We start from the raw sequence: 14,541 nt of genomic DNA on the forward strand, positions 1-14,541 counted from the left end.
CCTCCCCAAAGGCCCGGTCGGCCGGTACGGCCGTTTCCCAGTGACTCCAAACTAGTGGTGACCACTGACATCGACGCCTGCGGCCGGATTCCGGGAACGGTGTCGTCGGCCGGAGCTAGGATTCAGCAGGTCCGCGACGTGGCGGAAACAGCAGGTAAGGCCACGAACGGGCAGCGACCGGGGACAGAACTGAGAGGCGGAGACTGCGCATGCGGCAAGGCGGCCGGTGGACCACGGTCACCGACTCCGAGTTCGACCATGAACACCGCGGCCTGGAAGCCATCCGGGAGAAGCTGCCGGACTCCGATCCCTGGCGGGCGTGGTCGAACTTCACCTTTACCGCCCACACCGGTCACGTCCGCGAGGTCGATCTCCTTGTCGTCGCCCCGGGCGGCGTGTACATGATCGAGCTCAAGGACTGGCACGGCTCCGTGACCAGCGAGAACGGCACCTGGGTCCAGACCACCCCCGGCGGCCACCGTCGCCCGCACGGCAACCCCCTCCACCTCGTCAACAAGAAGGCGAAGGAGCTGGCCGGCCTGCTCGGTCAGAACGGCAGGCGGGTGTGGGTCGGCGAGGCGGTCTGCTTCACCGACGCCGGTCTGCGCGTCCGCCTGCCCGCCCACGATCAGAACGGCGTCCACACCGTCGACGAGCTGGTCGCGATGCTGAAGCAGCCACCGCGCGACGAGCGGCGCCGCATCACGGCCGTCGACTCCCGCGAGATCAAGGCCGCGCTCGAACGGATCGGCATCCGGCGCAGCGACGCCGAGTACAAGGTCGGTCCGTACCAGCTGGACCGCAAGTCCTTCGACTCGGGCCCGACCTGGGCCGACTACAAGGCGAGCCACAGTGAGCTGCCCGAGGTGGCCCGGGTCCGCGTCTATCTGAGCGAGCGCGGGTCGGAGGCGTCGATCCGGCGGTCGGTGGAGAACGCGGCCCGTCGTGAGGCGGCCGTACTGCAGCGGTTCAAGCACCCCGGTGTCGTCCAGCTCAAGCAGTACTACCCGTCCGGGCACACCGCGGGCCCCGCACTGATCTTCGACTACGACCCGCGCACGCTCCGGCTGGACGAGTACCTGCTCCAGCACGGCAAGGGCCTCGACATCCTCGGCCGGATGGCGCTGGTCCGCCAGCTCGCCGAGACGATGCGGTCGGCGCACTCCGCCCGCATCCACCACCGGGCACTGGCCGCCCGCGCCGTTCACGTGATCCCCCGCGACCGGGGCCGCCGCGGCCAGACGATCGGTGAGGACGCCGCCTGGCTCACCCCCCGCCTGGAGATCTCGGACTGGCAGATCGCCACCCAGCGTGCCTCGGGCACGGACGGCGACAGCGGAGCGGGCATGACCCGTTTCGCGCCGACGGCCCTGTCGGCGATGCACCTGGCGGAGGGCTCCGACCCGTACTTCGCCCCGGAGCTGACCGCCCTCAAGGCCGACCCGGTCTACCTGGACGTGTACGGCCTCGGCGTCCTCACCTATCTCCTGGTCACGGGTAAGGCCCCGGCCGCGAGCCAGGCCGAGCTGCTGGCACGCCTTGAGGCGGGCGAGGGACTGCGCCCCAGCTCGCTGGTCGACGACCTTTCCGAAGACATCGACTTCCTCGTGCAGGCGGCGACCGCCTACCGGCCGGGACAGCGTCTGTCCTCGGTGGACGAGTTCCTGGAGATGCTGGAGATCGTCGAGGACGCCCTGACCGCGCCGGCCTCGGCACCCGACCCCGAACCGGCCGAGGACCCCGAGAAGGACCCGTTGGAGGCGGTGGCCGGCGATGTGCTCGCCGGGCGCTGGGAAGTCCGCCGCCGCCTCGGCACCGGGTCCACGAGCCGCGCCTTCCTCGTCCGCGACCTCCAGGCGGAAGCACGCAAGACCCGGCCGCTGGCCGTTCTGAAGGTGGCTCTCTCGGACTCCCGGGGCCAGGTACTGGTCCACGAGGCCGAGGTGATGAACCGGCTGCGCCCCGACTCCCGGGTGATCCGGCTCGTCGAGCCGGAGCCCGTACACATCGGGCCCCGCACCGCCCTCGCCCTGGAGTACGTGGGCGACGAGCGCGAGGCCACCGACCAAGGCGCCGAGACCCCCGACTCCGGCACGGGCACGCGTTCCCGCCGCCGCGAGGAGACGGTCGCGCGCCAGCTGCGCGAGCACGGCCGCCTGAAGATGGACCAGTTGGAGGCGTACGGCGACTACCTGTTCGGCGCCGTCGACTTCCTGGAGGGCGAGAGCGTCTGGCACCGCGACATCAAGCCCGACAACATCGCCATCCGCATCCGCCCCAACCGCACCCGCGAACTCGTCCTCATCGACTTCTCCCTGGCGGGCTACCCGGCCAAGGACTACGAGGCCGGTACCGACGGCTACCTCGACCCCTTCATCGGCACCCTGACCCGTACCGCGTACGACTCGCACGCCGAGCGCTACGCGGTCGCCGTCACCCTGCACCAGATGGCCTCGCGCGAGCTGCCCCGGTGGGGCGACGGCTCGGTGCCGCCCCGGATGACGGACGCGAAGGAGTTCCCGTACCCGACCGTCCAGGCCGACGCCTTCGAGCCGGCCGTACGGGACGGTCTGGTCGCCTTCTTCCGCAAGGCCCTGCACCGGGACGCGGCGCAGCGCTTCCCCGAGCTGAAGCCCATGCGGGACGCCTGGAAGAGGATCTTCCTGGACGCCTCGCAGGCGGTGCCGTCGAGCCACCGCACCCGCCACCCCGAGCCCGCTCCGCAGGAGCCGGTGACGGGCGAGCGGGCGACGGCGATCGCGGACGCCGAGCCGATCACGGCCGACGAGCAGCGTGAGCGCCTGGCGGCGGCGGTCACCCGGGACACCCACCTGTCCGCCGCCGGTCTCACCCCGGCCGCGGAGGCCTTCCTCTACAGCCTCGAGATCACCACCGTGGGCGGCCTCCTCGACTACAGCCGCAGCAAGCTCCTCAACGCGCCGGGCCTCGGCACCAAGACCCGGACCGAGGTGCAGCGCCGACAGCGCCAGTGGGGCAGGCTGCTGCGCGAGACACCGCTCTCCCCGCTCACCCCGAAGGGCCGCGCCGAGGCCAAGGAGGAACTCGCCCAGCTCACCGCCGCCGAGTCGGCGGTCGCCGGGGCCCTGGCCCTGGGCGAGGGAGCGGCGGGCCTGAGCGAGTCCGCGTTGCGCTCGATGAGCCTCGACCTCCTCGCCACTCTCTTCGTCCCGGAGCTGAACAACAACCGTTCCAACAGCAACAAGGTCGAGATGGTCCGGCTGTTGCTGCGCCTGCCCGACGAGCGCGGCGAGCTGCCCGGTATCGGTGTCTGGCCCAAGCAGAAGGACGTGGCGGATGCGCTCGGCCTGTCCGCCGGGCGCATCCCGCAGATGCTGAAGGAGGAGCGCAAGCGCTGGAAGAAGCACCCGGCGGTCCAGGCTCTGCGCGACGAGATCATCGGCCTGCTGGTGGGCCTCGGCCGGGTCGCCCCCGCCGTGGAGATCGCCGACGCCCTCGCCGTACGGCGCGGTACGCAGCTCCTCGGCCGCGAACAACGGCGCGCACTGGCTCTGGCGGCGGTACGGGCCGTCGTGGAGGTGGAGCAACTCCAGCCGGAGGAGGCGGAGTTCCAGCATCAGGCCAACCGCAAGGCGACGGAGGACGCGCTGGCCGCCGGCCTGCTCGCGCTGGATGTCCGTGAGGTCGACGCCCCGGACACTCCGACGGCTCCGGGGCTCCTCGACTACGCGACCCGCCTGGGCAAGACCGCAGACCGGCTGACCCGTCTGGAGACCCTGCCGACCGCTACGACGGTGCTGAGCGAGCTGGGCGCGCTGAGCCCGCCGCCCGGGGTGGTGGACTGGGACGAGCGGCGACTGGTCGAACTGGCCGCCGCTGCGTCGCTGAACGCGGCGGCCACACCCCGCCTGGAGATCTACCCGCGCGACCTGCCCCTGGTACGGGCCCTGCGCCTCACCCAGGCCGGTCTGGTACGGCTGATCCCGGGCGTGCCGGAGGCGCGGCAGCCCGGCCTGACGGGCGAGGACGTCCACGAGCGGGTACGGGCCCGTTTCCCCGAGCTGATCGTCAAGGACGGTCGGGGTACGAGCACGCACGACCTGCCCACCGGCAGCCTGCTGACCAAGTCGCTGCGCGAGGCGGGCTTCGACCTCACCCTGTCGACGCGCGAGGGCACGAGTACGCTGCGCTATCTGCCGACCCGGATGGACAGCGCGTCCACTTATCTGACAGGCGGAAACTGGCGCCAGTCGACGCAGGCCGGCGCGGTGACGCGCTACTCCGACGACCCGCTGGTGGCGGGCGGGATCCGCGCGGACGAACGCCTGCTGGCCTCGGCCCGGCGGGACGGCTACCGAGTCCTGACCGTGCACCACGACCGTACGGTCCAGGCGGTACGCAGACTGGCGGGCCACCGGATAGGAGCCCAGCCGGTCTCCGTGACCGAACTCTTCCTGGAGTCCATGCACGCTTTGGTCCCCCCGGGCACGAAGCCGACGTGGGACACGCTCCTGAAGGCGGACGTGGCCGAGCCGGGGTCGCGGGGCGCGCTGAAGTTCACGGAGTACGCACGGACCGCGTGGGGCACGGTGGAGCCGCGCATACGGGAACTGCTCGCCCCGGGGGCCGGTTCGGGCCCGGTCCTGCTGACCGAGGTGGCCGTGTTCGCCCGGTACGACGGGATGGGCGTCCTCGACCGGCTCGCGGAGGCGGCTCGTCAGGGCGGGCGCGGCCTGTGGCTGCTGGTGCCGCAGGCGGACCCGGCGCGTGAGCCGAAGCTGGGGCACACGGCGGTGGCTTACCAGGCAGGCCTGGGCGAATGGATCGACCTGCCGGACTCGTGGGTGAAGAAGGACTATCTGTCCGGGGTGACGGACGTGAGTGTCATGGGCGTGAACGTGAACGGTAACGAGGGGGACGACAAGTGATCGACCGCAAGGCGTTGTTGGAAGACCTGAAGCAGCAGGTCAAGGCGGTCGAGACCGATCTCGGCAAGCAGGTCAAGGTGGTAGCGGAGGGCGAGAGACTGCGCGCCGAGTACGACCGCGCGCGCAAGCTTGGCCGTACGGCCGCCACCTGGAACTCCTGGCTGGACGAGCGGGTCACTCAGGTCGCGGTGGCGTGGGTGCTGGGCACGGTCTTCGTCCGCTTCTGCGAGGACAACGGCCTGATCCCGGAGCCGTACCTGACGGCACCCGAGGGCGACCGTCGTGACCTGGCGCTGGCCCGCTTCGAGGAGTACGTCGCGAGGTCGGACGACCCGACGTACCGGGGCTGGCTTGAGCAGGCGTTCGAGGAATTGGGGGCGGGGCAGGCGGGACGGTTGCTGTTCGATCGGCAACACAATCCGCTGTTCCAGATTCCGTTGTCGCACGACGGTGCACGGGAGTTGGTCGACTTCTGGCGTGCGCGGGATGAGGGCGGTGTTCTCGTCCACGATTTCACCGATGCGCTGGAGGAGGACGGGGACGGTACGCGGGGCTGGGACACGCGGTTCCTGGGCGACCTGTACCAGGACCTGAGCGAGGCCGCGCGGAAGACGTACGCGCTGCTTCAGACACCGGAGTTCGTGGAGGAGTTCATCCTCGACCGGACGATGGACCCGGCGGTACGGGAGTTCGGCTACGAGGGCTTGAAGATGATCGACCCCACGTGCGGGTCGGGGCACTTCGTGCTGGGAGCGTTCCGGCGGCTGGTGCGGCTGTGGGCGGACGGTCGACCGGGTAAGGACGTGCACGAGCGGGTGCGGGAGGCGCTGGACTCCGTGCACGGGGTGGACCTGAACCCGTTCGCGGTGGCTATCGCTCGGTTCCGGTTGCTGGTGGCGGCTATGGCCGCGAGTGGGGTACGGACACTAGCGGAGGCGGCCAAGTACGAGTGGCCGATCCATCTGGCGGTGGGCGACTCCCTCATCAAGCACCGTCACAAGCAGGGGAACTTGTTCGACGACTTGGAGGAGGAGGGGGCTGATGAGCTGGCCGACTTCAAGTATGAGACTGAGGATGTGCATGAGCACCCGGAGATTTTGCAGCCGGGGCGGTATCACGTGGTGGTGGGGAATCCGCCGTATATCACGGTGAAAGATAAGAAGCTCAATGATCTCTATCGGGACCTGTACAACGCTTGCGCCGGGAAGTACGCGCTGTCGGTTCCGTTTGCTCAGCGGTTCTTCGAGCTAGCGAAGACAGGGGACGCAGAGAACGGACGCGGGTACGGCGTGGTCGGCCAGATCACGGCGAACTCGTTCATGAAACGCGAGTTCGGAACACGACTGATTGAGTCGCATTTCGGAAACGAAGTAGAACTATCGGAGGTTATCGACACGTCGGGGGCATACATTCCCGGGCATGGAACCCCGACGGTTATCTTGGTCGGCAAGCGACGAACGGGTAGCGGGCGTTCAGCAACGATTCGCACGGTTCGAAGCGTGCAGGGTGAACCCAATACACCCGAAGAGGCCGAAGAGGGCAATGTCTGGAGCGCAATCGTTGCCCAGATCGACGAACCAGGAACAGTGAGCCAGTGGGTTTCGGTTGACGACCTGGGCCGCGAGCACCACTTTGGAAAGCAACCTTGGATCTTGGCTGACGGCGGCCTCGAGTTGGTTGAGCAACTAACACAGGAGTGCGACAGCAGGCTTTCCCAAGTAACGGAATCAATTGGATTCTCGGCCATCACGGGTGACAACGACTACTTCACCTTTCCCCACCCTGCAGCCATATGGCTGGGCCAGCGAAATACCCCAATGCGCCCCTACATCGCCGGCGATCAGGTTCGCGACTGGGCAAGCCGCCCAGACGCCACAGCGATTTTCCCCTCTGCGGCAACTCCAGAGCAGCGCAGACTTCTTGAGCGTTTGACCCTGTGGCCAGGCAGAATTATTCTTCGCCGCAGCCTGATGTTCTCCAAGACCAAGGAACAGCGAGGCCTTCCTTGGTCAAACTACGCCTTCCATAAAGAAAGTCGACTTTCCGCAAGCCTCGTGATCACTTTCCCAGTTGTTTCCACACATAACCACTTCTCGCTTGAACGTGCCGGAAATGTCTTCAATCAGCATGCGCCGGTTATTCAGCTACGGGCGGGGGCGAATGAAGAAGAGCACCTGCGGCTCCTTGGACTGCTCAACAGCTCCACTGCTGGCTTCTGGCTCCGAATGGCGTGCCACGACAAAGGCAACCGGGGCGGCGAGCGAGGCACGGGGCGCTACGCATGGGAGAGCTTCTTCGAATTCACGGGAACCAAGCTAGAGGAATTCCCCCTACCCGCTGCACGCCCACCTGGCCTTGCTATCGCCCTCGACACTTACGCGCAACAACTAGCCGCCACCAGCCCCTCCGCCATTGCGGGGCAACACAACTTCTCCACTTCCACTCTGCGCACCGCTGAGAGCACTTGGCACTCCACGCGTGCCCGCCTGATCGCTCTCCAAGAGGAACTGGACTGGCATGTTTACTCGCTTTACAAGCTCCACCCCGAAGACCTGCGCGTCTCCGAGGATCCCGACTCTTTCGACATCCCCAAGCTCGCTCTAGGTGAGCGCGCTTTCGAGATCGTGCTCGCGCGCCGTATCGCTGCAGGCGAGGCCAGCGACGAGTGGTTCAAGCGGCACGGGTCCACACCCATCACCGAGATCCCCGCCCACTGGCCCGCCGCATACCGTGAGGTTGTCCAGAAGCGAATCGACGCCATCGAGCGGTCCCGCGCCATCGGCATGATCGAGCGGCCCGAGTACAAGCGGCGCTGGGCCACCGAAGGGTGGGACGCGCTTCAAGAGAAGGCGCTCCGTAGTTGGCTTCTCGACCGGATCGAGGACCGATCCCACTGGTTCGACGAGAACGACCAGCCCGCCCTAGTCGCTCTCTCCCGCCTCACCGACAACCTCTCCCGCGACGAGGACTTCGTCTCCGTCGCCAAGATCTACGCGCCCCACAAGGAACTGCCCGCCGTCGTCGCCGAGTTGCTGACCGACGAGCACGTTCCCTTCCTCTCCGCCTTGCGCTACAAGCCCGCCGCCCTGAAGAAGCGCGCGGACTGGGAGCATGTCTGGGATCTTCAGCGGCAGGAGGACGCGGCCCCGGACGAGCCGGCCAAGCGGAAGATCCGGGACAGCATCCCCGTACCGCCGAAGTACACCTCGGCCGACTTCCTCCGCACCTCGTACTGGCGGGCACGCGGCAAGCTGGACGTCCCCAAGGAGCGGTTCATCTCCTACGCGCGGGCCAACGTGGCCACCCCCGACCTGTACGGCTGGGCCGGCTGGGACCACCGTGAGCAGGCGATCGCGCTCGACACGTACATCGCGACCCACGAGGGCCTGACCACTGAAGAGGTCACCCCGCTCCTGGCCGGGCTCCTGGAGCTCCAGCCGTGGCTGAACCAGTGGCACAACGAGCCCGACCCTCTCTTCGCCCCGACCCCCGCCAAGTTCTTCGAGGGCGACCGGCAGATGGAGCAGGGCAAGCACGGCCTCACGGACGACGACCTGCGCGCCTGGCGCCCGGCCGCCGCGACCCGGGGACGCCGTACCACCAAAAGGTAGTCCGCCCAAGAGCGCCAACGGCCCCGCGATCCGAACTGATCGCGGGGCCGTTGCGTTGCCTGGTCAGTCGCCCAACTGCCCGTCTCTGACAGCTGAAACGAAGCAGGCCCAGCCAGCCACCGGGAACACGAGCGCCGGGCCATGCGGAACCTTGCTGTCCCGAACCGGCACGACAGCGACGAAGTCATCAGCGACCTCGACGCACGCCCCACCGTCCGGGTTGCTGTAGCTGCTCTTTCGCCAGGTCACAACGGTCAAGTCGAAAGGTCGCACGGCACTTCCTCCAACATGCGCAGGATGAACTTTCGCGACTCGCCAGGGGGCAGGGCCATGTCGCGTACCACATCGTAGGCACGCTGCAAGCTCTCCACCCTCGCACTTTCTTCCACCAGCTCACCCCAGTGAGCATTCTCGGTGTAGGCAACAGGCCGTCCATCCGCAAGGCGCAGGAACCACACATCGGTGCCGACCAAGCCGTGCACTCCTGCACTCTGCAGCAGCACCTGGACGGTGACAGACTCCCTCTCCGCAATCCCTGCCAGGTACTCCAACTGCGCGCGCCACTCAGCCACATCCCGCAACGGCGTCCGCAATACCGCCTCCGACAGGATCGTCCGGAACGGCGGTGCATCCTGGCCCTCCAGCAACTCCCGCCGCCCCACCCGAGCCTCGACCTGCTGCTCAAGCTCCTTCCCCTTCAGCCCGCCGACCGCCAACACCTCCCGCGCATACCCCGGCGTCTGCAACAGCCCCGGCAGCACACTCACCGCGAAGTGCCACAGGCTCACCGCCTTCGCCTCCAGCGCCATGTACCGCCGGTACCGCTCGCGGAACTGCGTATGGTCCCCGGCGGCCAGCTCCCACAATGCCAGCAACAGCCCCGGCGTCCCGTAGTGCGTGTCGAGGGCCTGGACGACCTCCGGGCTCCCCAGAGTCTCGCCCTTCTCCATCTTGCCGAACAACGACCAGTCCCAGCCGAGCCGTTCGCCGAGCGCCCGCAGGCTCGTCCCGCTCCCGGCCCGCAGCGTCCGCAACTCCTCGGCGAACCGCTGACGGGGTTCCTGGCTACGGCCGGTGATGACGCGTCGCTGCGGCATACCGCTCCCTCCGGGACGTTCGCATAACCGATGTGGAACGTGCGTGGAACCACCACCGCGCGACGGGTAAGCACGACCCCCGCCCACAGCCCAGCCGCCCACACCCAGGCAAGGCCCACTCTCGTAACGACCGGACTACACAGCGTAATTCACCCAGCGCAGCCGGGTCATGGAATCAGCGGAACCGAACCCCCAAGGCCCTGACCGCCGAAGTCGACCTCACCGACGACGACCCGCACGCACCTGGCGCCCGCCCCACCACCGCAGCCCAAGGCCGACGCACGACCAGAGAGCAACCGCCCGAGGACCGTCCCGTAACCGGGCAGCGCATGGGACTACCGGTCAGTGCTCCAGTCAAAGCGCCGCCGGGAACGGTTCTGCGCCGCCATGTGCACCCCCGCCTGGCACCAGCCAGTCCGGAATCAACCCGGCGGATTCAGGCCGAACCGCAGGGCGTCGAACTGTAGGCTCCGGCCGTGGACGCCGACGACGTCTGGCCGTTGCGCGCCCCGCGGGTAGGAAATCGCATGCAGGACCCTTCGGACTCGATGGAGACCGCCGAGCCTGAGGAGAACGGCCGGAGCACTACCGCCGACTCACCTGGTGCGGACGATCCGACACCCAACCCGGACATCGACTCAGCGACGGCATCGACGGTCGTAGCGGAGGTGCTCCCAGGGGTTGCCGTCGTCTTCGGTGAGGTCCCGGCGGAACTCAAGCCCGATCTGCTCGACTTCGGGTTCGTGTCGGCCGCCGACCGCAAGCAGATCTCCACAGTCCTCGCCTCGATCGGAAACACGGCGACCGTCGCCGGCAACCTCGGAAACGCATTCGCCAGCGCGCAGGGGCTCTACAGGATCAGCAGCGCGACACAGGCCCTCCTGAAGGCCGGCGGAACGCTCGCGGTCAAGGATGGCGCGAACCTCGGAACAGTGATGTTTCGTGGCCGCATCATCGCTCAGTCCCGCTTCATCCCCGTGAATGCGGTGAGCGCGGCGCGGACCTCGGCCTCGATCGGACCGGCGCTGGCCATGGTCGCCCTTCAGATGCAGCTGAGTGAGGTCGAGGGCCTTGTCAGGACCAACATCGCGCTGACCAGCCAGGTACTCGCGACGGTCCGCCACGGACAGTGGGCCGAGCTGACGGCGCTCGTCGCCACCGTCGATCACGTCGTCGATCAGGCGCGAGAGGTCGGATCGGTGCCGGCGTCCCTGTGGGACACCGTCGCGGGCAAGAGGGCGGACCTGCGTACGCAGCGTGACCTGTACCGACTGAACGTCGGCACAGGCAAACGCATTCCTCGAGCAAGGCGAGATCCGTCTGGACATCCCGATCGACCAGGTGCGATACGTCCGAGCAGCGACCACACAGGACAGAGGCGGGCGCTTGGCGATCGACCTCATCACACGCGACGAGAACACCCGGTGGCTCTTCCAGGCCGACATCGACAACGCACAAGTGGACGCGCTCGCCGCCGTGCTGGCCGAGTCGATGACGATCCCGGACGTTGAACGCGATGAGCTTCAACGGCGGCGCTACGCCCCCATCGAAGCGGACAGGAAAGGCGAGATCACTGGCACGACGCGGTCTACGAAACCGACTGGATCCGAGGCCACGACCGGCGGTGCCGAGTAGGCCTCGAGCAATCGGCGCGGATCGCGAAGGCCCGGGCCGGGGCCCGCCGTCAGGTGTGACAGCCACTGCACCTACGACCCAAGGTGCCTATACGGCGGGCGCGGGACATGCGAACGGCGTGCACGGCCCGGCGACCGATCAGGGCCCCCGCCGCTCGGTTCAGACCTTTTCGGCCACCACCCGAGGGTGCTCAGCGGTGAGCTTCGCGACGTCCTCCACGTCGGGGGTCAGGATCGTCACGCGCCCCGGGTGTGCCAGCGCGGTCGCGCACAGCATGGCGTCGATGGCGTACTTGTGGCCGTGCAGCCCCGCGTCCCGCAGCAGAGCGGCGGCGGACTGGGCGAGCGCTTGGGTAACCGGCTCGACGCGGAGCCGGGACAGTGTCCACTTCAGCGCGGCGTCATTGATCCTCGGGTGAATCACCTCGACCAGCACCGCAGCCGACGTGACCACCGGAAGGTCCGCCTCCCGTGCCGCCGTCAGCCACTCGTGAACCTCCCGGTCCCGCTGTACGGCTTTCGCCAGACCTTCGCTGTCCAAGACCAAGGCACCACTCACGCAGCGGCCCCGTTCGCGGCCGTGCCACCAGTGAGCTTGGCCCGCTTCGCCGCCACGGCTTGCGGGTCGGCCGGACCGTGAACCTTGTCGAAGTCGGCGATGAGCTCATCCAGGTTGTCACGCTCGATCTGGCGCTGGGCGGCCCTCTCCAGGTACGCGGAGACGCCCCGTTTACCGACCCGCTCGCGGATCGCCCGAAGCGTTCCAGCACTCAGCGTGACGGAGATGCCACTGCTGGGGCCGCCACCAGGGGCGAGATCACTGTCGTCAGCCATGACAGGAGAATGGCATTCTAAATGCTATAAGGCAAGCCCCCGAGATCGCCGAGGTCGCCTGTGTGGAAGGTGTGGAACCACCTCCGTACAACGGGGAAGCACAGCACGTCCGCGGCATGGTCGGTCACATCCGGGCGCATTCTCGTAACGCCCGTCCTACGCAGCGTGATTCACGCCGCCTGACGGGTCATGGAACCAACGGGAATCGACGAACCGACAGAGCCGACCGGCGAAGGACGAGGACCCAGATGCCCCCCACACAGCCACACCCCCACCGACCGACCGCCCCCGGCACCGGTGCCGGCACCGGCCACACCGCCATCGTCACCGGCCCCCCAAAAATCCGTACACCGAGGGTCCAGGAGGCCGTCGACGCCCGTGACGCTCTCGCCGCCGCCCTCAGCCGGGCCGGAGTCCAGCTCCCCGCGATGGACGTCCGTACCCCGTGGGCGGACGACCGTGAGGACGAGGCACGCTACGCGCTCGTCCACCTCGGGGTCTGCTCGGCACCCGTCGCCCTGCTGCTGGCGGACGTGATCCTCAGGGGAGTCGGTTCGTGACGCCGGAGCCGGTCCCGGTCCCTGTCCCGGAGGTGGGAGTCGCCGTCCACGACACGCGGCGGGACCGGTGCGGGCTGGTCATGGGCCACGAGGGCCCGTACCTCCAGGTCCGCCCGTTCGGCGGTGGCCGCGAATGGGACGCCGAACCGGACCATCTCCGGATCCTGAGCCAGGACGAGTTGCTGCGCGTCCTGGTCGCCGTGGCGAACGCCCGCAGCAGACAGCCGAGATGACAGTGCCGTCCTTCGACACCGCCACCGCCACCGCCAGCCCGAATCCCCGAGGCCGGCCCCCGATCTCCACCGCCCCCACCCCTGCCCCCGCCCTGGCCGACGCGATGTCGCTCCTCGGCGAGCTGTACCGGCGCGGGGACAGCGCCTATCACGCCACCGGATCGGCGTCGTTCACCAAAACGATGCGTAAGGTCGCCGGACGCAAGAAGCGTGAAGTACAGGAGCTGTTCAAGTACTTCAACAGCTTCATGGACGCCGAGCCGAACGCGATCGACGTACTCATCTGCGATGAGTCACACCGCCTCCGGAAGACCTCCGCCAACTGAAGTTCCCCCCGGGGCCTGGACAGCGGGTGTTTACGCTGCGGGGGTGAGGTCCTGCCGGAGCAAGGTTCTCGTTTCGAGCGGGGTGACGTACCCGTACTCGGGATGCCTGCGGAGTCGGCTGCGGTTGTACTCGATCTCGATGTAGCGGAAGACGTCGGCCCGGGCAGCCTCGCGGGTTTCCCAGACGGTGGTACCGATCTCCGCTTTGAGGACGGCGAACCAGCTTTCCGCAGCAGCATTATCGTAACAAGAGCCGACACGTCCCATCGACTGCCTCATGTGCAACTGACGTATCTCGGCTCGGAATTCGTCACTTGTGTATTCGCTGCCGCGGTCGGTGTGCATGATGCAGTCGTCCTCCAGGCCACCGCGTCCGGCCGCCATCCGCAGGGCGGCGACCGGCAGCTCGGCGCGGTGGTGGCCGGCCATCGCCCAGCCGATCACCTCCCGCGTCGCGAGATCGATGCAGGTCGCCAGATACAACTTCCCTTCCAGGGTGACGAGTTCGGTCATGTCACCAACCAGCCGCATCCCGGGGCGGGGTGCGGTGAAGTCCCGGCCGATCAGGTCGGCGGCGAACACCGCCCGCTTCGCCTGCCGGGTCAGGCCCCGACGCCGACGACGGGTGATCCCGACGATCCGGTGCTTGCGCATCAGCCGCTCGACCTTCTTCGGGTTCACCGCCCGCCCGGCCCGCCGCAGGGCGGCGTGAATCCGCGGGGCTCCGTAGGCGCCGCGCGACCCGGCGTGGAGCACTCGGATCTCGTCCACGAGGCGCTCCTCCTCGCGCCGTGCGGCCCGCCGCGCCGACGCGGCCGCGTGGTGCGCGTAGTAGGTAGAGCGCGGCACTCCCAGTGCACGGCACAGCCGCGCCACGCTGTGACCTGCAAGATGGCTGTCAGATGCCTTCTCCGCGTCGATGAAGCGGCACCGCGCGGCGGTGTCTACCTCATCTTGTCCTGCGCGAAGAAGGCGGTCGCTTTTCCCAGGATGTCGACCGTCTTTTCCAGCTCGCGGACCTTGCGCCGCAGCTGGGCGAGTTCTTCCCGCTCGGCGCTGGTCAGAGCCCCGGCAGGCCCCTCGCCCCGATCGACCTTGGCCTGCTTCACCCAGCCACGCAGACCCTCCGGACTCACCCCCAGGTCCCGGGCGACCTCGGTGACCGTCTTGTCCGACGACAACGCCAGCGCGACGGCATCCCGCTTGAACTCCGCCGTGTACCGCTTGCTCGTATTGCTCTTCTTACTCACTACCTGTGACTGCTTCCTCCGGGACCTTCCGTCCCAGTATCAGGCTGTCCAGGTCACAGGGGGAGCTTCACCCGCGCCCTCCCGCGTTC

Annotated in this window: 11 protein-coding genes and 1 pseudogene; 6 read left to right on the plus strand and 6 right to left on the minus strand. The window is 68.1% G+C overall.

Annotation, left to right across the window (positions count from 1 at the left end; genetic code table 11):
• Positions 1-209 precede the first annotated feature (209 nt).
• Together pglW and pglX are read left to right on the plus strand one after the other, a co-directional pair.
• Complete coding sequence (pglW, locus tag RV986_RS13410) at positions 210-4,907, plus strand: BREX system serine/threonine kinase PglW (RefSeq protein ID WP_475917615.1); 4,698 nt, start codon at positions 210-212, stop codon at positions 4,905-4,907.
• On the plus strand, positions 4,904-8,518 hold the full coding sequence (gene pglX, locus RV986_RS13415) for a BREX-2 system adenine-specific DNA-methyltransferase PglX (protein ID WP_475917616.1): 3,615 nt from the start codon (positions 4,904-4,906) through the stop codon (positions 8,516-8,518). The genes pglW and pglX overlap by 4 nt, the downstream gene beginning before the upstream one ends.
• A gap of 63 nt (positions 8,519-8,581) precedes the next feature.
• On the opposite strand, the gene RV986_RS13420 is transcribed toward pglX, so the two are convergent.
• The gene (locus tag RV986_RS13420) at positions 8,582-8,791 is read right to left on the minus strand and encodes a DUF397 domain-containing protein (RefSeq protein WP_475917617.1); all 210 of its coding nucleotides are present in this window, start codon (positions 8,789-8,791) and stop codon (positions 8,582-8,584) included.
• Positions 8,773-9,615 (minus strand): helix-turn-helix domain-containing protein, encoded by an 843-nt coding sequence (locus RV986_RS13425; protein ID WP_475917618.1) that lies wholly within the window; start codon positions 9,613-9,615, stop codon positions 8,773-8,775. Before RV986_RS13425 ends, RV986_RS13420 begins: the two co-directional genes overlap by 19 nt.
• Before the next feature lie 476 nt (positions 9,616-10,091).
• On the opposite strand from RV986_RS13425, the gene RV986_RS13430 reads away from it, so the two are divergent.
• Positions 10,092-11,126: a hypothetical protein gene (locus RV986_RS13430; RefSeq protein WP_475917619.1), complete on the plus strand. Its 1,035-nt coding sequence runs from the start codon at positions 10,092-10,094 to the stop codon at positions 11,124-11,126.
• A 283-nt stretch (positions 11,127-11,409) separates the two neighbouring features.
• On the opposite strand, the gene RV986_RS13435 is transcribed toward RV986_RS13430, so the two are convergent.
• Positions 11,410-11,808, minus strand: coding sequence for a PIN domain-containing protein (locus RV986_RS13435; RefSeq protein ID WP_475917620.1), 399 nt, complete (start codon positions 11,806-11,808; stop codon positions 11,410-11,412).
• Positions 11,805-12,083, minus strand: a complete 279-nt coding sequence (locus RV986_RS13440) for a hypothetical protein (protein WP_475917621.1) — start codon at positions 12,081-12,083, stop codon at positions 11,805-11,807. Before RV986_RS13440 ends, RV986_RS13435 begins: the two co-directional genes overlap by 4 nt.
• 248 nt (positions 12,084-12,331) lie before the next feature.
• Between RV986_RS13440 and RV986_RS13445 the strand changes: the two genes are divergently transcribed.
• The 3 genes and pseudogenes from RV986_RS13445 to RV986_RS13455 form a co-directional block, all read left to right on the plus strand.
• Positions 12,332-12,643, plus strand: coding sequence for a hypothetical protein (locus RV986_RS13445; RefSeq protein ID WP_475917622.1), 312 nt, complete (start codon positions 12,332-12,334; stop codon positions 12,641-12,643).
• Positions 12,640-12,876 carry a hypothetical protein gene (locus RV986_RS13450; protein WP_475917623.1) on the plus strand — a complete coding sequence of 79 codons (237 nt, stop codon included), beginning with the start codon at positions 12,640-12,642 and terminating at the stop codon, positions 12,874-12,876. Before RV986_RS13445 ends, RV986_RS13450 begins: the two co-directional genes overlap by 4 nt.
• Before the next feature lie 101 nt (positions 12,877-12,977).
• Positions 12,978-13,199: pseudogene (locus RV986_RS13455) on the plus strand (DNA/RNA helicase domain-containing protein); the annotation flags it as partial.
• Between the two features lie 33 nt (positions 13,200-13,232).
• Here RV986_RS13455 and RV986_RS13460 read toward each other — a convergent pair.
• Together RV986_RS13460 and RV986_RS13465 are read right to left on the minus strand one after the other, a co-directional pair.
• Positions 13,233-14,123: an IS3 family transposase gene (locus RV986_RS13460; RefSeq protein ID WP_475924272.1), complete on the minus strand. Its 891-nt coding sequence runs from the start codon at positions 14,121-14,123 to the stop codon at positions 13,233-13,235.
• A 23-nt stretch (positions 14,124-14,146) separates the two neighbouring features.
• Positions 14,147-14,452 carry a transposase gene (locus tag RV986_RS13465; protein ID WP_111007219.1) on the minus strand — a complete coding sequence of 102 codons (306 nt, stop codon included), beginning with the start codon at positions 14,450-14,452 and terminating at the stop codon, positions 14,147-14,149.
• Between the last annotated feature and the right edge of the window lie 89 nt (positions 14,453-14,541).

This window comes from Streptomyces sp. RLA012 (assembly GCF_056270325.1).